We start from the raw sequence: 22,095 nt of genomic DNA, 5'->3' as shown, positions 1-22,095 counted from the left end.
CCTTTTTGTCAAAGTAGAATAAGTGAATGTAAACGAGCGCCGTTTGTGGGTGAAGCTGGCAGTGTTATGGGTCAGGTCCCGAATGCATCGGGATGCTGGGCCATGAATTCCCGGAAAGAGGGGAGTATCCGGTCTTTGGATGAAACGATCGGCGCAGGTGTTCTCCATGGAATGCCAAGTTCGGGGTCGTCGAAACGGATCCCCGCTTCGGCCGAAGGCTGGTAGTAGTCGGTTACCTTATACAGAAAAACGGTATCGTCTTCCAGTGCCTCGAAGCCATGCGCAAATCCTGCCGGGATCCACAGCATTCGACTGTTCTGAGCGGATAACTCCACGGCAACATGGCGTCCGAAAGTAGGTGATCCCGGCCGCAGGTCAACAGCCACATCCAACGCGGCTCCTCGCACCACCCGGACCAGTTTGCCTTGAGCATGCGGTACGCGTTGCAAGTGTAACCCGCGAATCACGCCTTTCGAACTGACGGATTCATTGTCCTGCACGAATGGTCCGGTAATCTTGTGCGCAGAAAAGAGGGAGGCATTAAAGGATTCCATAAAATGCCCCCGCTCGTCCTTGAATACCCGCGGTTCGAGCATGACTACGTCCGCAATGGGCGTGGTTTTGAATTCCATTCCCGACAATCAGTCTTTTTTGAATTGCATCTTAAAACGCTCCCAACGGCTCAGGTTCTTCTTCATCTCATCGTCGTAGTAGCCGTAGCCATAGCCATAGCCATAACCATAGCCGTAACCGTAACCATAGCCATATCGGAAGCGTGACATCTCAACACCGTTCAGGACTACCGACAAGTGCTGGATCTTGTTTTCATCCAACAATTTGTTGAGGTTCTGGATGAACATGCGCTTGGAATACTGTGCACGAATGATGTAGATCGGGTAGTCTGCGTTCCGGATCACCTGTACACCGTCCGTTACGATACCCACCGGCGGTGTATCGATGATGACGATATCGTACTTCGTTTTCAGGAAAGCGATCAGGTCCGTCATCCGCTTGCTCAGGATCAACTCCGACGGGTTCGGCGGTATCGGTCCGGCTGTAATGAAGTCAAGATTGGGAAGGTTGCTGTGATTGATGCAGTTTTCCGGCTGGTCTTTCCCAATCAGAATGGTACTCATGCCCCGTACGTTCTCCACATTGAAGCCCAGGTGGATCTTGGGCTTCCGCATGTCCAGGTCAAGGATCACCACCTTCTTATCCGAGAAAGCGATCACACCGGCAAGGTTAATGGCCACAAATGTTTTTCCTTCGCCGGAGATCGTGGAGGTGATCGCTACCACCTTGGCGCCCGGATCATTCTGAATGAATTGTAAGTTAGTCCGAACCGATCGGAAGGATTCCGAGATCGCCGATTTGGGGTTCTTGTCAACCAGCAACTGGGATACCGGAATTTCGCTTTTGTATTTTGGAATAATGCCTAGTAAGGATGCGTCCGTATAAAGGTTGATCTCTTCCAGTGAGGTGATCTCATTATAGAACAGATACTTGAGGAAAATGATCAGGAATCCGATGATGAAGCCGAGCAGGATGCTGCCGGCAAGGATGAGTCGTCTGTTTGGGGTGAGGGGAGAAATGGGTTCGGTCGCCCGATCGAGGATGATGTTGTTGGATACGATTCCGGCTTTGGTTATCGAGAATTCGACCTTTTTCTCCAATAATAGTTGGAAGAATTTCTGATTGACCTCATAGAAACGCTTCAAGCGCGACAACTCGGCTTCCTTGCTGGGGAGCATCATGAAGTTCGATTCGAAATTTCCGATCTGTTCATCGATGCTGAGGATCCGTTCTTTCTGAGAGTTGATCGCGCTCCGGATGGACGAAGTAAGGTTCTGCTTCTGCAATTGAATCTCAGCATCAATGCTCCGGATGGCCGTATTTTCTTCGGTCGCGACGAACCGAAGGTTGGCTTTTTTGTCCTGCAACTCCTGAAGTCGTTCCACCAGGCGCATGATGACATCATCGTCAAATTGTCCGGCCATCAAGGGAAGCAGGTTGTCGATCGGCTTGCTTTGCTGGATATCGCGTTCCATCCGGTTGAGGACGGCCAGGGTCAACTGGCAATTGACCCGTGTGTCGATCAGTTCCTTGATGTGACTGAGGACATCTTTCGCGTTTTCGGTCGGGTCGATGATCTTGTTACTGCGCTTGAACATCTCAAGCGAGATCTCCGAAATCTTCAATTCGCTGTCGATGTCGGTGATGGTATGATTGATAAAATCCAGGGACCGATTGGATCCTTCCGACTTTCGTTCCTGATCGTAAATGTTGAATTCATCCAGAACCGTATTGACGAATTCAGCAGTCTTAACCGCGTTCTTATCTTTGAAGATCACCCGTAGGGTCTGGGCGATTGGGTTGACCACCTGTACCTGATAATCGTCGGCATAGGCGCTGACCAGATCGCTGGTGGTATTCAGGATGAAGTAAAAAGGCGACTTCTTGATCTTGGATTCCTGCTTCCGGATGGAGGTAATATCGACGATACTGATCCGCAGCTTTGCAAAGGCCGTTTCGATCCAGACACCGGTTGCATAGGTTCCGCTTCCAACAAGGCCTTCGTAATCCCAATTCAGTTCATATTCCTTCTCCGAGTTGAACGTGATGTTGATCGGAACCCCGAAATAAGCGGAATCCCTGATCTCGTACTCAACCGTAAAGGGCGATTTCTCATACAGCTCATTGTCGAGTACATTTCCACGCGCGAAATAGGTCACCTCCAGGGGCATCCTTTCGATGACGCGTGCAAGCATCACTTTCGATCGCAACAATTCCACATCACCGGCAAAAGCGTTATTAGACCCGGATATCAGGTCCAGCATTTGTGTGCCCGGTTGGTTCAGGACGGCATTCGCGTTATTGACAATGCCAACCTTCAGTCCAGCCTGTGCTTGAAAGATCGGGTGAGTGTAGCGGAGATAAAGGTAGGCCCCGGCGAGACCTATGGTCAGTAAAACGATTAACCAATAGAAGTTTCGCTTCAGGATGATCGTGAAGAGTTTGAGATCAAACTCTTCATTCAGATTGGTGATTTTTTTCTTCGGCATCCTTATCGCTGAGAAAGACTGATGATCAATACGACTGCCGAAACGACGCCGAGAATAGGCGTGATCTGGTTGATGAAACGAACCCGGTAATTGGGAACAGCTTCTACATAGATAATATCGTTTGACTGAATCCGCAGCGGTGAGTTCTTTAATCCTTCCACGGTGGAAAGGTCGGCCAGAAATACCTGTGGGTTGTGGAGCGACCCACGAAGCACCTTAATGCGATAGGCTTTTCCGAAATCAGGTATACCGCCACCTTCCGCCAGCACTTCAAAAAGGTTGGCGTTGTCATTTTGAAGGTTGACGGCTTTCCCTTGCCCGCCATCTCCCTGAAATACGATGGCGAACCGATTGATGAGTTTCAACTGAATGAAAGGGTTGTTGTAGTAGCGGGAGAAAATCTCCTCGAGTTTTTTTTCAGCTTCTTCAATGCTAAGGCCTCCCAGCTTTACTTTTCCAACGATCGGAAGACGGGCCAGGCTGTCGGCTTCCACCAGATAATTGGCTCGACTCTGGTCGCTCAAATTCGAAGAGGTTCCTGTAATGTCAACCAATCGGAAACCATCGTTTGAGTAAATGCTCATCTCAAAACGATCGTTGGGAGCGATCACAAAGCTGTTGCCGATAGCACTGGTATCCTGGGCAAACTGATAATCATCCGGTGTTTCGAACATCCGGTTAGGAGCCAGGTTTCTACAGGAAAAAAGCAATAGGATGGGAAGCAGAAAGAAAAGGACCGGGCGGGTTGATCGCATAGGGGATTTGAAGTAGGACAAAAATAGGACATTATGCCCATAGCGACCAAGTTGTAAACTGCTTATTTCAACAGATTTCGGTACAATTCTCCCATTTCACGAACGAGCCGTGTATAGTGAAAGCGGTCGCGCACATAATTCCATCCATCGCGGGCCATCGAGATTCGTAAGTCTGGCTCAGCAATTAGCTGCTGCAAAGCACTGGTGAAGGCAGTGAGGTCATCCGATGGGACCAGGAGTGCGGTTTTACCTGGTTGGACCACATTCTCGATTCCCCCTACCGCCGTGCTGACGATCGGCTTTCCGGCTGCCTGCGCTTCGATCAGACTGACGGGTGTCCCTTCGTTAAAAGAGGTCAGACAGATGATGTCCAGCCCGGCCATCGAACGATCCACTTCCCGGTCCCAGCCGGTGAAGTGTACAAGGGCGTCGGGACGGCTGCCTTGGTACGAATACGAGAGCTCCAACTCATCACAGAGCGCGAACAAAGCTTCGCGGGTTTCGCCGTCACCGATCAGGAAGAACCGGGTGGGAGGCAGGTGTTGTCCCTGAAGCCGTGCGACCGCCCGCAGAAAGAGCGGATGGTTCTTGACCGGGGCAAGCCGCCCGATGATGCCGACTGCCAGCGTGGTATCATCCAATTGATAACGTTTCCGGAATTCACTGCGCTTGGCTACCTGGTCATCCCTGAAACGACTGAGGTCGAAGCCCAGTGGAATGACGTGGAGTCGTTCCTGCGAACATACTTTGTAGTGGTGACTCAGCTCATCCCGCTGTCGGTCGCTGATCGCGATGATGGCGGAACTCCTCGCAGCCAGGTAACGTTCGATGCCTAAGAAGATCCGCGTTTTGATCGGGTTAAAGTAGGAGTGAAAAACGTGCCCGTGAAAGGTATGTACGACCACCGGAACCTTTTCGTGGAAGGCCGCCAGTCTTCCTACGGCTCCCGCTTTGGCGGCGTGGGTATGCACGATGTCGGGACGGTATTCCCGGATGATGGAGCGAAGACGCTTGTAGGCCGCGCGGTCGTTGGACCACGACAATTCCCGTTGCATCTCCGGAAGTTGGATAAAGCTGAGGCCAAGATCCTGCACGATGTACTCCGAACTCTCTTCCGTGTCTTGCTTAACACCCGCAACCAGCAGGGTTTCGAATTCGGGCGCCATGTACCGGGTCAACAAGGCCGCGTTGTAGGTGGGCCCACCCAGGTTGAGACGGTTGATGATGCGGAGTACGCGTGGCATTGGCGCTGCAAGTTCGAAATATCGCGGAATCCTGACAGGCTTGGGTAAAAGTATCCCGGTCAGGTCAATTCTTGTATCTTTGCCGGCCAATTCAAAAACACCTCATGAACATTAAATCAATTTCTCTGGCGGTCGTGATCACCGCGACCACGCTGATGTCCTGCAATGGTCAAAAGGGCAAGAACGATGTCAAACTGTCGAATGCTGCAGATTCTACCTCCTACGCCATTGGACTCTCCATCGGTACCAACCTCAAGAAGGATGGCTTGAACGAGTTGAACCTCGACATCATGAAAAAAGGCATGGCCGATGTGATGAAGGGCGACAGCCTTCCGTTTGACATGAACACGGCACAGACGGTCATTCAGTCTTACCTCGGTGAGAAACAGAAGCGCAAAGGCGACGAGAACCTCGCGGCAGGAAAGAAATTCCTGGAAGAGAATGGTAAGAAGCCCGGCGTCGTCACGACTGCAAGCGGTTTGCAATATCAGGTGATCAAGGAAGGCGACGGTCCTAAGCCCTCAGCTACCGATACGGTTACCGTACATTATCATGGTACCCTGATCGACGGTACAGTATTCGACAGTTCGGTAGATCGCGGCCAGCCGTCAGAAATTCCGCTGACCATGGTGATCCAGGGATGGGTGGAAGCTGCGCAGTTGATGAAAGTGGGTGCCAAGTATAAACTGTTCATCCCGGCTGAATTGGCCTACGGTGATCGTCAAAAGGGTCCGGTCATTGGTCCGAACTCCACACTGATCTTCGATCTTGAACTCCTGGGTATCAAAGGCAAGTAAGCACATTACGCCATTACTATAGAGTAGAGAAGGGGACCTAAGTACCCTTTTACCGAATCTTCAAGGGAGCCGTCCGCTGTTAGCGGACGGCTTTTTTTGTTCGAAGCCGTTTTTTATAAAAATTTCAACGCTTTGACCCTTTTTCCCAAACGGCTGTAACAATCTGCCTGCCGCCCCGTCCCATGTTTAATGACGGTATATAAAATTAATAGCCTGAAAATCAGTGATATGAAAAATAAATTAGTACTATGTGTTGCATAGTAGTATCCTGTGCATATATATTTGCGTAACAATACACACGGTAATACACAGAACCCTCCTATAACAAGAACTATAAATCACTCCTCAACGCTCCCTGTCATGAAAACGAATCGCCTTCTTCTTTCCGCCGCTCTCATCCTGATGAGCGCTTGCAATTCAGTGTTTGGCGAATCCGCCGAACTCGTATCCAATGAGCGCAAGGCCACCGACTTCTACGGTCTGGTCGTAAACGCCAATGCCAACGTCATCCTTTCCCAGGGCGAAGCATGCTCAGTGAAAGTAGAGGGGGACCGCAGAACGGTTTCCGAAGTAAGTACGGAGGTAGAGAACGGCGCTTTGATCATTAACGGCGACAACAGTCGTCCGGTCAACGTCTATGTAACGGTCAACGACCTTAACCTGGTCGAAGTGAACGGCAACGCCAAAGTCTACGCCAACCAGGTCATCAACTCGGATCTCCTGCTCCTGAAAGTGAACGGCAACGGCAGTATCAAGATGGAAGTCCGTTCGCTTTCACTCGGCATGATCGTCAAAGGCAACGGACGCATCGTGGCCTCGGGTAGCACCGGTGACAGCTTCGTCCGCGTTTACGGGAACGGATCCGTTTCAGCCCGCAACCTGGACGCTTACCGTCAGACCGAGGAGGTATACAACGCCAACCTTAACTACAAGCGGGAATCCGGCAACGGCAGCAAGCGCCTCACGCTTTCCCTGCACGACTAATCCCGGCTTCTTCCAAAATCTTCGGGGAAAGTCCCCGTGTCATCATCAACCAACAGCAAGATCATGAGCAGCAACCTGGAAAATACCCAAGCGCAGATGCGAAAAGGGGTCCTCGAGTTCTGCATCCTCTCGATCCTGTCGCAGCACGAAGTTTACCCATCCGACATCATTGCCAAGATGAAAGAATCCAGGCTGATCGTCGTGGAAGGTACCCTGTACCCGCTGCTGACGCGACTCAAGAACGCAGGCCTCCTCACATATCGCTGGGTCGAAAGTAAAAGCGGCCCGCCCCGTAAATACTACTCGCTGACTCCCCTCGGCGAAAAATTCCTCGAAGAACTTCGCGCCACCTGGAACGAACTCGTAGAGGCAGTTAACCTCACCACTCAAAAAACGGAAATGCCATGAATAAGACCGTAACCGTCAACATCGGCGGCATCGTCTTCCACATCGACGAAAACGCCTACGAACGATTCAAACAATACCTCGAAGCGGTTCGCGGACATTTCTCCGCGGCCGATGGCCGCGACGAGATCATGCAGGACATCGAGAGCCGCATCGCGGAAATGTTTCAGGAGCGGGTCGGTGACTCGAAACAAGTCATCACCCTGACCGACGTGGAAGAAGTGACCCGTCAGATGGGTAAGCCGGAAGATTTTGGTGAGGGCAGGGAAGAAGCGGCAAAGGAAACCTCCCCGCCGGTGGAGACCGCTCCGCTCAAGCGCCGGCTCTTCCGTGATCCGGACGATAAATTGCTTGGTGGCGTATGCTCCGGCATTGCCAACTATCTCAGTATCGATACCGTCTGGGTCCGTCTCGCGTTCGCGTTCATCTTCTTCGTCTTCGGTTCGGGCTTCCTGCTCTATATCCTCTTGTGGATCATCATACCGGAAGCAAAGACCACTGCTGAAAAACTCCAGATGCGGGGGGAGCCGGTAACCATCTCCAACATTGAAAAGAATGTCAAGGAGGAGATGGAACAACTCCGCAACCGCGCCTCTGAAATGGGAAAAGACGGCGGTAAGAAAGCCGGAACGGTTGTGAGCCGATTCTTCGAAGCGATCGGCGAGATCTTCAAGTTCTTCTTCCTGTTAGTTGGAAAGATCATTGCCGTATTCTTCATCTTCATCGGCCTCGTCGTGGGTGGAGCATTATTCGTATCGCTCTTTTCGCTCGTAGGCCTGCCGGTTGCCAACTACCCGGAATTCATCAACCACATCTTTCCCTCCGGTAAATACCTGGCCTTCGGATACATTGGTGCCGTGCTGGCGATCGGCATTCCGTTCCTCATGCTGGCCTGGGCCGGCGCCCGCATGCTCTTCAATCTGAAGGCGAACCGGGTCGTGGGCTTTACCGCGCTCGGTCTCTGGCTCATTGGCGTGATCATCTGCCTGTTCATCGGCGGACGTGTGATTCGCTCGTATGGTGTCAAGGACAGCTACCGGGAAGAGATCTCCATCGCGCAGCCCAAATCGAGCGTGATCCGGATTGAACAGGAAAGCTACCGCAACCTCGAAAAAGACTACGACGGTGATCGCAGCCGTGACTGGGGGAACAGAGAAGACGTGGACATCTCGGTCCGCGAAGGTCACCTCATCTCACGCAATGTTCGATTGGATATCGTAAAAAGCCCGACAGACTCCTTCCAGCTTGTCCGGATCTATTCTGCACGGGGAGGTTCCAGGAAAGAAGCGGTCGACAATGCATCGCACATCGACTACGGCTTCACCCAGACGGATTCTTCCATCCGCTTCCAGGGATTCTATAAGCTGGCGGAAACCGAACCGTTCCGCTTCCAGAAGGTGCAACTCGTGCTCCGAATTCCGATTGGCGCGAAGATTTATCTCGACCGTGGACTGGAAGATTTCATCTACGATATCGACAACGTTCAAAACATCTTCGACCGCGACATGCTGGGCCGTACCTGGCTGATGACCGCCGATGGTTTGACCTGCGTGGATTGTACCGGTGACGAGGATGTAGTGGGAGGTGGAAAGATCAAGGACGAAGACTTCCGGGGCAGGATCCGGATCGACGGGGAAGATGGCGCGGAGGTTAAGATCGACGAGAATGGCGTGCGCATCATCAGCCCGGAAGGCGAAAAGGTCATTATCGACAGTAGCGGCGTGCGTATCAACGGCCGGAAGATGCAAACACCGGCTCCGCCCCGTCCACCGAAGCCTGGCGACAGCATCCGGATCTCCCCTAACGGTGTTCGGATCAGTCTCGATGGTAACAAGCAAGAAAATCCCTCGATCCAATCGCGGGGAATCAGTGTGGTCTGAGTATACGATGGTCTTGGACCTGTAAAAAGGGTTCCGGGGAGTGGTCCGGAGCCCTTTTTTCTTTTCTAAGCTGAGCGCTGACGAACGCAGCCTAGCACGATTCTTCGGATATTGCCGTCCCTATGAACCAGAGCATCAGACTGGAACCGATCGCGATCGCGGATGCGGAATGGATGTACCGGTTGCGCAGCAACCCTGTGGTCAATCGCTACATCGAATATACCCGGCCGGATAGCCTGGAGAAAATGCAGGAGACGCTTCAGCGCATCATTGAAGTGAACGCGCTGGAACGCTGGAACTTCAATAAGATCCTGCGCGCGAAGGACGATCAGCCGTTGGGTACCATTTGCCTTTGGAATTATAACGAAGACAGAACCAGGGCGGAGTTCGGGTTCGAACTTTTTCCGGAGGAACATGGGAAGGGAATCATGTCCGAAGCGCTCTCGTTGATGTTGGACTTTGCACGCAAGGTTGAACAGTTGAAAGAAGTCGGGGCGTGGACCCACCGGGACAATTCCGCTGCCCGGCGACTGTTGGAACGGCATGGATTCGAACGTGACCTTGACGCGGAATCCAAAGCTGCCGCAGACGATAATCTAAAGTCGTACGTCATCTACAGCCGACGATTGGTTCCTTTCGTTCAACCCGATCGGTTGGAAACGACGAGGCTCCGCCAAATGCCCTTCACGGAAGGTGACGCGCAATTCATCCTCCAATTATTGAATACGGATGGTTGGAAACGCTACATCGGGGATCGCGGTGTAACCGATGAGGCCAGTGCGATTGCCTATTTGCAAAGGAGTCCGATGCGGCTGGAGCGGGAGCAGGGTATGAGTTTTTATAAGGTTTGTAAGAAAGAGGACGGTACCCCGATCGGTATGTGTGGCTTGATCCTGCGCGACTACCTGCCGGGCCCGGACCTCGGATTCGCATTTTTGCCGGAAGCAGAAGGGAAAGGCTACGCCTACGAAGCCGCCATGGCCTGGATCCCACTGGTGAAATCGATATTCGGTTATGAAACGGTCTATGCGATCACGGTACCGGAAAATGAGCGGTCCATTCGTCTCCTAAAAAAACTATTGTTCGAACAGCAGGATATGATCGAGCACGAAGGGGAGAAGTTGATGGTGTGGAGGAGGGTAGTAGGCGGTGAGCAGTAGACGGTTGGCGGTTGGCAGTGAATAGCGAATAGCGAACAGTGAACAGTGAACAGTAAACAGTAAATAGTCAACAGAATATCCGGCCGGCTTAGTGAAAAGTGTTGGCTCCCGTAACGCCAATCACCAATCACCAATCACCAATCACTAATTACTAATTTCTAGTTACCAGTTACCAGCTACCAGCTACCAGTCTTCCTTCCTATGCTTCCACCTCCGGTGGCTCCAGAGCCAGTACTGCGGCTGGCTGCGAATGATGGATTCGTTGATGCGGACGCAGGCTTCGGTGATGGCAAAGCGGGGTTCAGTCGCAGGGTGTTCCGATATTAGTTTGTATTCCAGCCGGTACTTTCCGCGCCCGGTCTTGGTGATCATGCCGTAAAGAACCGGGAAATCATACTTCATCGCATAGTTTTCCGCGCCCAGGAGAGCGCAGGTGTCCTGGTTGAGGAAGCGGGTCCAGTAGCCCTTGGATGGTTTGGATGGGCTCTGGTCGTTGATGAAGCCGTAGGTACAGCAGTCGGACTGATGAGCTTCGAAGAACTCGGCGACTTCCCGGGTCGACATCAATTTCAAGCCGAATTTCGCGCGGGTGCGGCGAAGGCGTAAATCAAAGTAGGGATTACTGAGTTGCTTGTAGATGCCGGTGGCGGTATGCGAACTGTGAAACGGCAGGGTAATCGCCGGCCATTCCCAATTAGCGTGATGCCCGGTGACCAGGATCAGGCTCTTGTTAAGCTTGTAATAGTGTTCGAGTAATTCGGGATTCACCAGGTTCACCCTCTTTCGAATGGTTGCCGGGGAAGCGGTAAACGTTTTAAGGCTTTCAACGATCAGGTCGCATAGGTGAGCGTAAAAGTCGCGTGCGATAGCGCGGATCTCCCGCTCCGATTTTTCAGGAAAGGAATTCCGGAGGTTTTGCAATACGATCTTCTTCCGGTAGGGAAGCAAGTACCAGAGCAAAATGAACAGGCCATCCGACAAGCCATACAACAACGGGAAAGGCAAGAGGGAGACCGGCAGCAGGACCAGGTAGTAAAGAAGAGCCGAAAGCAATCGCACCGTGGTAAAGGTACGGCAGTTCGGGGAAAGAGAGGCGATGGGCGGAGGACAGAAGGCAGAGGGCAGAAGGCGGTAGGCAGTAGGCAGTAAGCGGATGTGGCGGTATGGTAACCCACATCTTATTCTTGGTCGCCAAGCACGAATCACCAATCACGAATCACCCATTCTCAGCCCTCATTTCCCCTCATATATGCTGAAATCTTTCAACAATCGCATTTTTCAAGGATTCTTTGTGGAACTTTGTTAATAAGTCGTTTGATTGTTTTACAGTCAATCGTTTTGATTGTGATACAAACACTGTATATTTGTACCGTTGATTGAGCGATAGCCTGATCTCCGGCCTAGTAACAAACCTAAACTCTATACACCATGGCATCTGAAGCAAAAGAATCGGCAAAAGAGAAATTGAAAGCCTTGCAACTAACGATCGACAAGATCGAAAAGACGTATGGCAAGGGCACCATCATGAAGTTGGGCGACGAAGCGGTGGAACAGGTGGAGGCGATCTCTACCGGTTCGATCACGCTGGACGGCGCCCTCGGAATCGGCGGTCTGCCCAAGGGCCGGATCGTAGAGATCTACGGACCGGAGTCCTCCGGTAAAACGACCCTGGCGATTCATTCCATTGCCAACGCCCAGAAAAACGGTGGGATTGCAGCCTTCATCGACGCGGAACACGCGTTTGATCGCTTCTATGCCCAGAAACTTGGCGTCAACCTGGAAGACCTGCTCATCTCTCAGCCGGATAACGGCGAACAGGCGCTCGAGATCGCGGACAACCTGATCCGCTCCGGCGCGATTGATATCCTGGTCATCGACTCCGTGGCGGCCCTGACGCCGAAGAGCGAGATCGAAGGCGAAATGGGAGAGAGCAAGATGGGCCTGCAGGCCCGCCTCATGTCGCAGGCGCTCCGTAAACTCACAGCTACTATCTCCCGTACCGGTTGCTGCTGCATCTTCATCAACCAGCTGCGCGAAAAGATCGGCGTCATGTTCGGCAATCCCGAGACGACCACCGGCGGTAACGCGCTCAAATTCTACGCTTCTGTACGTCTCGACATCCGCCGCATCGGCCAGATCAAGGACGGAGAAACGGTTGTCGGTAACCGCACCCGTGTGAAGATCGTGAAGAACAAACTGGCGCCTCCTTTCCGTACGGCTGAGTTCGACATCGTGTACGGGGAAGGAATTTCAAAGATGGGCGAGATCGTGGATCTCGGCGTCGACAAGGGTGTCATTCGCAAGTCCGGATCCTGGTTCAGTTACGGCGAGACCAAACTTGCCCAGGGCCGCGATGCCGTGAAACAGTTGCTCCTCGACAACCCGGAACTCGCCGAGGAACTCGAAGGCAAAATCCGCGCAGCCATCAGCAGCACCGAAATGCCGGTGGAGGTGGAGTAAGCAGGCAGGAAAAGATTCCGATGCGCAAATCCTCAATCACTAATCACAAATAACTTGTAACTTGTAACTTGTAACTAGTAACTAGTAACTAGTAATTAGTGATTAGTGATTAGTGATTAGTGATTTGGGGAAGGATTTTTGAGCGTATCGCTTCTTCGATTCTTCCTTTCCCAATTTCCTTACTTTTATACCGCCGGGTTGATTGTCCCGGCGGTATTTTTTTATGTTAAACAGGATTGTAAGTCATCTCCTGACCGCGTTGGTTATCGCGTTCCTCATGACACCTGCTGGTTGCCGGCAGGATTCGGGAAGCGGTCAGACCGATACCCTTTCGACTCAGGATACGAGCCAGTCAGCCATCGATCGACGGTTTCGGGAGTTGAACGAACAGTTGTTACGTGATTCGTTGAATCCCGGACTCCTGTTTGAGCGCGCTCAGTTGATGAAGATCAGGGGCAATATTCCGGGCGCTTACCAGGAAATGGAGCGGGTAGTGACCTTGGATTCGGGCAAGGCGGACTATTTCCTGGCGCTGGCTGATATCGCATTCCGTGCATTACAGGTGCCGCGTTCCATTGAAGCATTCGAACGCTGCCTGAGGATCGACCCGAAGAATACCGAAGCGCACTTGCGCCTGGCCGAGTTGTATTTCTACCTGAAGGCTTATCCCAAGGCAATTGAATCGGCGAACAACGCGCTTCGATTGAACGACCGGCTGGCGCGCGCGTATTCGATCAAAGGATTCGTCTACAAGGAGTCGGGCGATACGGCCAAAGCGATCAGCAGTTTCCAGACCGTGCTCGAACTGGATCCCGAGAACTATGACACCCAACGCGAACTGGGCCGCATCTTCGCGGCAAAAAAGGATCCCCTGGCGTTGCAGTATTATAACAATGCTTTACGTATACGTCCGGGCAGCGGTGAGATCCTGTACAACCGTGGTTTGTACTATCAGGAGATCGGACAACTGAAAGAAGCCGAGGCCGATTACGCGACGCTCCTGGCAAGCGATCCCAAAGATCCGGATGCCCATCACAACCTCGGATACATCGCGCTGCGTTACAAGGAAGACTATCCGGCCGCCATCCGGCATTTCACCGATGCGATCCGCTATAACCCGGAATACGCGGAAGCCTATTACCACCGCGGCTTGGCGGAGGAGCGCATGGGCAACAGAACCGCAGCACTGACCGACTACCGAAAAGCCACCACCATTTATCCGTCGTTTGCGTTGGCTAAGGATGGGATAAAGCGGGTGGCTGGAAGGGGAGAGTAGTGGCGGGAGGGATTGGTAATTGGTAACTAGAAACTAGAAACTAGAAACTAGAAACTAGAAACTAGTAATTAGTAATTAGTAATTCGTGATTGGTTGGGAGCGTTTAAGGGATGTTTTTTGTTTTACTTATCCTCGTCCCTCGCCCCTCGTCCCACGTCCCTCGTCCCTTCAAATGCCTCCCAACAAAAAAGGCCCCGTTTCCGGAGCCTTTTCGTTTTTCAGGCAAAGCGATCTTACTTCACCGAATCCACAACAGCCTTGAAGGCTGCCGGGTGATTCATGGCGAGATCGGCGAGGGACTTGCGGTTGATCTCAAGTCCTTTGGCGTGGATTTTTCCCATGAGTTCGGAATAGCTCATTCCGTGTTCGCGGGCGCCGGCGTTGATACGCTGGATCCAAAGGGCGCGGAAGTCGCGCTTCTTGGCGCGGCGGTCACGGTAAGCGTAGCCGAGGCCCTTCTCGATGGTGTTACGGGCGACGGTCCAAACATTTCCTCTCGATCCGAAATAACGTTTGGCGAGTTTGAGGATTTTCTTTCTGCGGTTGCTCGAGGCAACGTGGTTAACTGAACGTTGCATTGATTTTCGGTTTTTGACTGGAGCGGCCGCTCAAACGGCACTTTGGGGCTCTTTGTCTGGTTGTTGTTTTTACGGTTGTGGCAGGATCAACGCATGCCAAGCATGCTCAATACGCGATTCTCATCCGACGGGGAGACGAGGGCGGCGTGGGTGAGGTTCCGCTTCCGCTTGGTCTCCTTCTTGGTCAGGATGTGACTCTTGTAGGCATGCTTGCGCTTGATCTTACCCGTACCGGTGATCTTGAAACGCTTCTTGGCGCTCGAGTTCGTTTTTACTTTCGGCATGGGAAGTTGTTTATTGGGTTTATAGGGTAATGCTTTGTTGGTGCAGTTCGAACCGCTTATTTCTTCTTCTTGAGGGCAGGGGCGAGGTGGAGGAACATCCGGTTGCCTTCCAGTTTCGGCATCAGTTCCACTTTTCCGTACTCCTCCAACGCCTGGGCGAACTTGAGCAGGATGAGTTCTCCCTGTTCTTTGTAAGCGATGGCACGGCCGCGGAAGTGGACGTACGCTTTCACCTTATTGCCTTCTTCGAGGAACTTGATCGCGTGCTTCACCTTGAAGTTGAAGTCGTGATCATCCGTCTGGGGACCAAAGCGAATCTCTTTGACGACCTGCTTGCCCTGTTTGGACTTAAGTTCCTTGTCTTTCTTTTTCTTCTCGTAAAGGAATTTCTGGTATTCGACGATTCGGCAGACAGGAGGATCGGCGGTAGGTACAACTTCTACCAGATCCAAACCAATTTCCTGCGCGATCTTCAAGGCATCCTCGAGGGAATAGATGTCGGGGGTGACATTGTCACCTACCAGACGGACTTTCGGAGCACGGATGAAACTGTTGATCTTGTGCTCAGGCTCCCGCTTTATCGGACCACGTCCGCGAAAGAAGGGCCTTCCCCCGCCGCCACCTGACGGCCTGTTGAAACTTGAAGTTGCGATACCAGCCTCCTTTTTTAGTTCGTATTCGTATTCTATTTTAATTCAATTCAAGGCATTTATTGATTTCATCCTGAACGGATTGAATGAAATCAGCAATGTTGACGCTGCCAGTATCACCTTCACCGTGTTTCCGGACGGAAACCTTGTTTTCGGCAGCTTCTTTTTCCCCAACAATCAGCATATACGGAACCTTCTTCAGTTCCGAGTCGCGGATCTTTTTACCGATTTTTTCATCCCGGTCGTCGAGGAGGCCGCGAATATCGGCATTTCGGAGGAATTGTAAAACTTTTTTCGCGTAATCGAGGTACTTATCGGAGATCGGGAGGACGGCTACCTGCTTGGGAGCCAGCCAAATAGGGAAATTTCCGGCAAAATGCTCGATCAGGAAGCCGATGAAGCGTTCATGGGTCCCCAGCGGCGCCCGGTGGATACAGATCGGGGTCTCGAATTCGTTGTTGGAATTCCGATAGGTCAGGCCGAATCGGGCCGGTACGGCGAAGTCGACCTGGTTCGTTGCCAGGGTGAATTCACGGCCAATCGCGCTCCAAACCTGCACATCGATCTTCGGTCCGTAAAAAGCGCCCTCATCCGGTACTTCCACATAGGGAATCTTGCTGTCGATCAATACCTGGCGGACCATATCCTCGGTCTGCAGCCAGAGTTCCGGATTGTCGACGTACTTCACACCCAGTTTTTTCGGTTCGTGCGTAGAGAAGCGCATCACGTATTTCTCTATGCCGAAAATCCGGAAATACTTCAGGTACATTTCGTTCACCGCTTTGAATTCGTCAGCGAACTGCTCCCGGGTGCAATAGATGTGCGCGTCATTCATCTGAAGCGAGCGTACCCGCATCAAACCGAACAATTCGCCGGACTGCTCATACCGGTAACAGGTGCCGTATTCCGCAAGGCGGATCGGCAGGTCCCGGTAGGAGGGATTGAGTTCCTTGAAGATCTTGTGGTGATGCGGACAATTCATCGCCTTCAGGTAGTACTTCTCTCCGTCCATGTCCATCGGAGGGAACATGCTGTCCTGGTAATAAGGCAGGTGACCGCTGGTGAGGTACATGGATTCTTTGGCGATGTGCGGAGTCCGCACGCGCTGATAGCCGGCTGAGTGCTCGCTCCTTTTGGCCAGCCGTTCCAACTCTTCAATCATGACCGCGCCGTTCGGCAACCAGAGCGGTAATCCGGGACCGACATCCTCGTCAAAGGTGAAGATGTTCATCTCCTTGCCGATCTTCCGGTGATCGCGCTTCTTTGCCTCCTCGAGCATGGCCAGGTACTCGTCGAGTTGGCTCTTCTTCGGGAAGGTGATGCCGTAGATGCGGGTGAGCTGCTTGTTCTTCTCATCGCCGCGCCAGTAGGCTCCGGCGATGTTCATCAGTTTAACGGCCTTGATCGAACCGGTGTCGGGGATATGCGGGCCACGGCACAGGTCAGTGAAATTGCCTTGCTCGTAAAACGTGATCTTGCCGTCTTCCAGTTCCTGCAAGAGGTCAAGTTTATACTGATCACCCTTTTCAGTGAAGTAGGCAATCGCTTCCTGCTTTCCGACTTCTTTTCGTACGTACTTGTTCGCCTGTTTGGCGAGTTCAAGCATTTTCGCTTCGATCTTCGGGAAGTCTTCACTGGAGATCGTAGGATCGCCCAGAGCGACATCGTAGTAAAAACCGTGATCGATCGGAGGACCGATACCGAACTTGATACCCGGATAGAAGGCTTCCAACGCCTCGGCCATCAAGTGAGCGGAGGAATGCCACATCGTCGACTTGCCCGCTGTATCATCCCAGGTCAGTAACTGCAGTTGCGCATCGGCGTTGATGGGGCGCGTTGCGTCCCAGACTTCACCGTTGATCTTTGCCGCCAGGACATTCCGGGCGAGGCCTTCGGAGATGCTCTTGGCGATCTCCATGGCAGTGGTGCCCTCCGGGTACTCGCGTACCTTTTGGTCGGGAAACGTAATCTTGATCATGCTTTTCAGGAAGTGATCCCTCTACGGAATCAAGGCTTTAAAGATACGCAGGAAAGCGCCAGCAGGAAAGTTGTCCGTACAACAGTTAGTAACGTTGCCGGAATTGAAAACCAGAGCAGTGCCGGAAAGCAGGAATTTTGGTAACGATTTGACAATCAGCGCTCCAGGATGGTGGCGATGTCGGGCAGAAAGTAGTTGTTACTCTTCATGATCTTTCCGTCTTCCCGATAGATCGGTTGCCCGTTGTCGTCCAGCTTGCTCATGTTGCTTCGGTGGATCTCTTCGAACACTTCGACGATCTTGTCCTGCAGACCGTGCGCCAGGATCGTGCCGCAGAGGATGTAGAGCTTGTCGCCCAAAGCATCGGCGATCTGCGTGAGGTCGCCCTTTTCGCAGGCTTCCAGGTACTCATCATTCTCCTCCTGCATCAACCGATGCCGTAAGGTGTAGATACGCTCCGACAATTCAGCAGTGGGTTCCTGCCGGAAATCCAGCCGAAACGTCTCATGAAATTCGCGAACCTGGTTGAGTTGATGGTGCATGGGAGAGTGGATATTGGTTTCGGGTTTCGGGTTTCGAGTTTCCAGTTTCAATCACTAATCACAAATTTCCAATAACAAATCACCAATTCCCCCCTTCACGTCTGAATCACCCCGACATTGTACGCCTTCGTGATCGGCGCGTGGTTGGCGGCTTCGATGCCCATGGAGATCCAGCGCCTTGTTTCCAGCGGATCGATGATGGCGTCCACCCAAAGGCGGGAGGCGGCGTAGTAGGGCGACATCTGTTGATTGTAGCGGTCGGTGATCTTTTTCAGCAGTTCTTCTTCCTGCTCCTTCGCCAACACCTGCCCTTTGGCCTTCATAGCGGAGACCTGGATCTGCAAGAGCGTCTTGGCGGCCTGAGCGCCGCCCATGACGGCGATCTGAGCGGTCGGCCAGGCGACGATCAGCCGCGGGTCGTAGGCCTTGCCGCACATGGCGTAGTTACCGGCACCGAAGCTGTTGCCCAGGATCACGGTGAACTTGGGTACGACGGAATTACTCATGGCATTGACCAGTTTCGCGCCGTCTTTGATGATGCCGCCTTGTTCACTGCGGGAGCCGACCATGAAGCCGGTTACGTCTTGCAGGAACACCAGCGGAATCCTGCGCTGATTGCAGTTCATGATGAAACGCGCGGCCTTGTCAGCGGAATCCGAGAAGATGACGCCACCGAATTGCATTTCGCCTTTCTTGGTCTTGACGACTTTGCGTTGGTTGGCAATGATGCCTACCGACCAGCCGTCGATCCGTGCAAGACCGCAGAGCAGGCTTTGACCGTACTTCTCCTTGTACTCCTGAAACTCCGAGTTATCGACCAGCCGGGCGATGACCTCGTGCATATCGTATTGCTTCGTCTGATCGGTGGGTACAAGTCCGTAGAGTTCCTTGGGGTCCTTCACCGGCGCGACAGGCTTGATTCGGTCGAAGCCTGCTTTCTCGAACGTACCGAGCTTCTGGAAAATGCCTTTGATATAATCCAGGGCAGCTTTGTCGTCCGGGAACTTGTTATCCGTTACCCCCGAGACCTCACACTGGGTCGTTGCACCTCCCAGCGTCTCGTTGTCGATGTCTTCGCCGATGGCGGCTTTCACCAGGTAAGAGCCGGCAAGGAAGATCGATCCGGTCTTATCGACGATCAAGGCTTCGTCGCTCATGATCGGGAGATAGGCTCCTCCGGCGACACAACTTCCCATGATCGCCGCCACCTGAATGACGCCCATGGAAGAGAGGATGGCGTTATTGCGGAAGATGCGACCGAAGTGCTCCTTGTCAGGAAAGATCTCATCCTGCATCGGCAGAAAGACGCCCGCGCTGTCAACCAGGTAGATGATCGGGAGCTTGTTCTCCATGGCGATCTCCTGCGCGCGGAGATTTTTCTTGCCCGTCATCGGGAACCAGGCTCCGGCTTTGACCGTCGCATCGTTCGCTACGATCACGCATTGTTTTCCGGAAACGTAACCGATGCCGATCACCACGCCAGCTGCAGGACAGCCGCCATATTCTTCGTACATGCCATCGGCTGCCAGGGCGCCGATCTCGATGAAATGACTTCCCTTGTCAATCAGGTACTGGATGCGTTCCCGCGCCAGCAGTTTTCCCTGCTCTCGTTGTTTGTCGGCATTCTTCTTCCCGCCGCCTTCCGAGATTTTCGAAAGCTTGTTCCGCAACTGATCCATCAGTTGGCGGTATTGATCTTCGTTCTTGTTGAATTCCAGGTTCGTCATACGCTCAAGAAAGCTGGCCAAAGATAGCCGAAAAAGCCCCCAAACTTTGTTCCTTTGTCGGGCTGTTTATCCACGATGCACGCACAGTTGTTGACATTTCTACTGGTGATCTCCACCTGCTTTTCGCTCACAGGACAAGAGCCGGAGCGAAAGGTGTATCACATCCAACGCTGTACGGGGAAAATTGTTCTCGACGGGGAGCCCGACGAGGCGGTCTGGTCAGTATGCGAGATCGCAGGGGATTTCTGGCAGAGTGTGCCCGTGGATACTTCACCGGCTGTTTCCCGGACGGAGTTCCGGATGACCTACGACGATGACTTTATCTATGTATCCGCCATTTGCTATGACGATCTTCCGGGAAAGCCCTATATCATCCAGTCGTTGAAGCGGGACTATTCGTATCCGGTCAGTGACGGTATTGGCGTTTACTTTGATCCATTCAACGATAAGACCAACGGTTTTGCGTTTACCTGTAATCCGTTCGGCGTACAACGGGAAGGTTTACTAGCGAACAGTGGATTCTTCGGCGTCAGTACCGATTGGGATAACCGTTGGTTCGTAGAAACGAAACGGGAGGCCGGAGCCTGGAAAGCGGAGATCGCTATTCCCTTTAAGAGTCTTCGCTACAACGACGGAGTGAAGCAGTGGCGGGTGAATTTTTCTCGGAACAATCTGAAGCGGAACGAAGGTTCCGCCTGGTCGCCGGTACCCCGTGTTTACAACATCGCCTCCCTGCTGCATACCGGCTTACTGGTCTGGGACCAGCCGCCCAAGAAGCCCGGCTTGAATGCGGCCCTGATCCCGTACGGGATACTCAGCCATACGATCGACTTTACACGCGACGATGAGACGACCAAGCCGAATGGGGGCGTGGATGCCAAAGTAGCGGTGACATCTTCCCTGAATCTTGACCTGACGTTTAACCCGGATTTTTCCCAGGTCGAAGTGGACCGGCAACAAACGAACCTGAGCCGGTTCAGCTTGTTTTTCCCAGAGCGCCGGAACTTTTTCATCGAGAACAGCGATTTGTTCGCCACGTTCGGATTCAGCAAGATCCGGCCGTTCTTTTCGCGTAACATCGGCTTGTACAATGGCAATACGATCCCCATTGCAGGTGGTGCCCGCCTGAGTGGAAAACTGGATCAGAACTGGCGGATCGGGTTGATGGATATGCAAACGAAAGCATCTGCCGAGTTCGATCAACCTGCATACAACTTTGCCGTGGGTGCGCTCCAGCGTACCGTTCTTAAGAAGTCAGCACTGGGAGCCATTCTGGTCAATCGTCAGACTTTTGACAAGGTAAGCGAGCATTCGGGAGATTACAACCGACTGGCCGGAGTGGACTTCGTTTATAACTCGAAGAACAACCTGGCAACCGGAAAAGTATTCTATCACCGAACGTTCGATACGTTATCGGGTAAGGACAAAGCCGCAACAGCCGTTTTCTTTCTTTACCGGACAAAGAATGTGAACCTGGAATACAACCACGAGTATGTAGGAGAGAACTTCAATCCGGTGGTAGGATTCCTGGGGTATGATAAAGGATACTTCCGTTTCGAAAACAGGGCGGCTTATACCTGGTTCCCCGAAAAGAGCGCTTTATTAAGCCACGGGCCGGAGATTTATCAGAGTCAATATTGGAACGGCGGCTTCCCTGGTGGAAAGGCGAGTGAATTCTACATCGGCAGACCGCTGGATTACCAGTACCGGATGTCCTATTACCTGCGCTGGCCGAATACGGCTGTGCTGAGCGTGAACCTCAATGCTTGGTATACATTCCTTCGGCGCGCATTTGACCCGACCGGAACGAATGCAGAACGATTGCCGGCGGCTACTTCTTATGAGTATCGGGACGTGAACGTGGCGTTCGCTTCGGATTTTAGAAAGCCTTTCAATTATAAAGTGGGTGCCACCGGAGGAAGGTATTTCAACGGACGCAAACGGACCTACACCTTGGAGGGCGTATGGCGGATTCAACCGATCGCCATTCTCTCGATGGCGTATGAGCGTAACGAGATCGAATTGCCTTCGCCTTATGCGAGCGCCTATCTGGATCTGCTCGGACCTAAATTCGAATTCGCGTTTACCAAGAGTGTTTTCTTCACCACCTTCATCCAGTATAACCGGCAGATCGATAACCTGAACATCAACGCGCGTTTGCAATGGCGGTTCAAGCCGATGAGCGACTTTTACATCGTCTATACCGATAACTACTTTGCGCCGGAGCCCGGAGCCGGTGATACAGCCGGTAAATTCGCGATCAGGAACCGGGGTGTGGTATTCAAGTTGAATTACTGGTTGGCTATCTGACGA

Annotated in this window: 19 protein-coding genes; 8 read left to right on the top strand and 11 right to left on the bottom strand. The window is 52.5% G+C overall.

Translation table 11 applies throughout. From position 1 onward, the window contains the following. Positions 1-71: 71 nt before the first annotated feature. The 4 genes from rfbC to IPJ96_09985 form a co-directional block, all read right to left on the bottom strand. On the bottom strand, positions 72-632 hold the full coding sequence (gene rfbC, locus IPJ96_10000; GenBank protein ID MBK7910682.1) for a dTDP-4-dehydrorhamnose 3,5-epimerase: 561 nt from the start codon (positions 630-632) through the stop codon (positions 72-74). A 9-nt stretch (positions 633-641) separates the two neighbouring features. Next, entirely contained in the window at positions 642-3,062 is a 2,421-nt protein-coding gene (locus IPJ96_09995) for a polysaccharide biosynthesis tyrosine autokinase (GenBank protein MBK7910681.1), read from the bottom strand. Positions 3,063-3,064: 2 nt separating this feature from the next. Then, positions 3,065-3,817 carry a polysaccharide biosynthesis/export family protein gene (locus tag IPJ96_09990; GenBank protein MBK7910680.1) on the bottom strand — a complete coding sequence of 251 codons (753 nt, stop codon included), beginning with the start codon at positions 3,815-3,817 and terminating at the stop codon, positions 3,065-3,067. Between the two features lie 62 nt (positions 3,818-3,879). After that, positions 3,880-5,061: a glycosyltransferase gene (locus IPJ96_09985; protein ID MBK7910679.1), complete on the bottom strand. Its 1,182-nt coding sequence runs from the start codon at positions 5,059-5,061 to the stop codon at positions 3,880-3,882. Positions 5,062-5,165: 104 nt separating this feature from the next. Between IPJ96_09985 and IPJ96_09980 the strand changes: the two genes are divergently transcribed. The 5 genes from IPJ96_09980 (at position 5,166) to IPJ96_09960 (ending at position 10,287) form a co-directional block, all read left to right on the top strand. Further along, complete coding sequence (locus tag IPJ96_09980; protein ID MBK7910678.1) at positions 5,166-5,858, top strand: FKBP-type peptidyl-prolyl cis-trans isomerase; 693 nt, start codon at positions 5,166-5,168, stop codon at positions 5,856-5,858. Between the two features lie 360 nt (positions 5,859-6,218). Then, positions 6,219-6,842 carry a DUF2807 domain-containing protein gene (locus tag IPJ96_09975; protein MBK7910677.1) on the top strand — a complete coding sequence of 208 codons (624 nt, stop codon included), beginning with the start codon at positions 6,219-6,221 and terminating at the stop codon, positions 6,840-6,842. A 63-nt stretch (positions 6,843-6,905) separates the two neighbouring features. Then, positions 6,906-7,250, top strand: a complete 345-nt coding sequence (locus tag IPJ96_09970; GenBank protein MBK7910676.1) for a PadR family transcriptional regulator — start codon at positions 6,906-6,908, stop codon at positions 7,248-7,250. Then, positions 7,247-9,127 (top strand): PspC domain-containing protein, encoded by a 1,881-nt coding sequence (locus tag IPJ96_09965; protein ID MBK7910675.1) that lies wholly within the window; start codon positions 7,247-7,249, stop codon positions 9,125-9,127. The genes IPJ96_09970 and IPJ96_09965 overlap by 4 nt, the downstream gene beginning before the upstream one ends. A gap of 122 nt (positions 9,128-9,249) precedes the next feature. Further along, positions 9,250-10,287 carry a GNAT family N-acetyltransferase gene (locus IPJ96_09960; GenBank protein ID MBK7910674.1) on the top strand — a complete coding sequence of 346 codons (1,038 nt, stop codon included), beginning with the start codon at positions 9,250-9,252 and terminating at the stop codon, positions 10,285-10,287. Between the two features lie 183 nt (positions 10,288-10,470). Here the strand turns inward: IPJ96_09960 and IPJ96_09955 are convergent, their stop codons facing one another. Next, on the bottom strand, positions 10,471-11,346 hold the full coding sequence (locus IPJ96_09955; GenBank protein MBK7910673.1) for a lipid A biosynthesis acyltransferase: 876 nt from the start codon (positions 11,344-11,346) through the stop codon (positions 10,471-10,473). A gap of 369 nt (positions 11,347-11,715) precedes the next feature. Between IPJ96_09955 and recA the strand changes: the two genes are divergently transcribed. Beyond that, positions 11,716-12,747, top strand: coding sequence for a recombinase RecA (gene recA / locus IPJ96_09950; GenBank protein ID MBK7910672.1), 1,032 nt, complete (start codon positions 11,716-11,718; stop codon positions 12,745-12,747). A 223-nt stretch (positions 12,748-12,970) separates the two neighbouring features. Next, on the top strand, positions 12,971-14,023 hold the full coding sequence (locus IPJ96_09945) for a tetratricopeptide repeat protein (protein MBK7910671.1): 1,053 nt from the start codon (positions 12,971-12,973) through the stop codon (positions 14,021-14,023). Between the two features lie 233 nt (positions 14,024-14,256). Here IPJ96_09945 and rplT read toward each other — a convergent pair whose 3' ends face one another. The 6 genes from rplT to IPJ96_09915 form a co-directional block, all read right to left on the bottom strand. Then, positions 14,257-14,601 carry a 50S ribosomal protein L20 gene (rplT, locus tag IPJ96_09940; protein MBK7910670.1) on the bottom strand — a complete coding sequence of 115 codons (345 nt, stop codon included), beginning with the start codon at positions 14,599-14,601 and terminating at the stop codon, positions 14,257-14,259. An 86-nt stretch (positions 14,602-14,687) separates the two neighbouring features. Further along, the gene (gene rpmI / locus IPJ96_09935; GenBank protein ID MBK7910669.1) at positions 14,688-14,885 is read right to left on the bottom strand and encodes a 50S ribosomal protein L35; all 198 of its coding nucleotides are present in this window, start codon (positions 14,883-14,885) and stop codon (positions 14,688-14,690) included. A gap of 56 nt (positions 14,886-14,941) precedes the next feature. Continuing rightward, entirely contained in the window at positions 14,942-15,538 is a 597-nt protein-coding gene (locus tag IPJ96_09930; GenBank protein MBK7910668.1) for a translation initiation factor IF-3, read from the bottom strand. Between the two features lie 37 nt (positions 15,539-15,575). Continuing rightward, a complete protein-coding gene (thrS, locus tag IPJ96_09925) occupies positions 15,576-17,513 on the bottom strand; it encodes a threonine--tRNA ligase (protein MBK7910667.1) in 1,938 nt (645 codons plus the stop codon). Positions 17,514-17,668: 155 nt separating this feature from the next. Beyond that, complete coding sequence (locus IPJ96_09920) at positions 17,669-18,055, bottom strand: nucleoside triphosphate pyrophosphohydrolase family protein (protein MBK7910666.1); 387 nt, start codon at positions 18,053-18,055, stop codon at positions 17,669-17,671. Positions 18,056-18,150: 95 nt separating this feature from the next. Then, positions 18,151-19,782 (bottom strand): acyl-CoA carboxylase subunit beta, encoded by a 1,632-nt coding sequence (locus tag IPJ96_09915; protein ID MBK7910665.1) that lies wholly within the window; start codon positions 19,780-19,782, stop codon positions 18,151-18,153. A gap of 75 nt (positions 19,783-19,857) precedes the next feature. Here IPJ96_09915 and IPJ96_09910 point away from each other — a divergent pair, with 75 nt between their 5' ends. Beyond that, positions 19,858-22,092, top strand: coding sequence for a carbohydrate binding family 9 domain-containing protein (locus IPJ96_09910; GenBank protein MBK7910664.1), 2,235 nt, complete (start codon positions 19,858-19,860; stop codon positions 22,090-22,092). Positions 22,093-22,095 lie beyond the last annotated feature (3 nt).

It is taken from the genome of Bacteroidota bacterium (assembly GCA_016713765.1).
Classification (GTDB): Bacteria; Bacteroidota; Bacteroidia; order AKYH767-A; family 2013-40CM-41-45; genus Pollutiaquabacter; species Pollutiaquabacter aromativorans.
The sequence above is the reverse complement of the archived record's forward strand: the minus strand, read 5'-3'. Positions and strand labels throughout refer to the sequence as shown.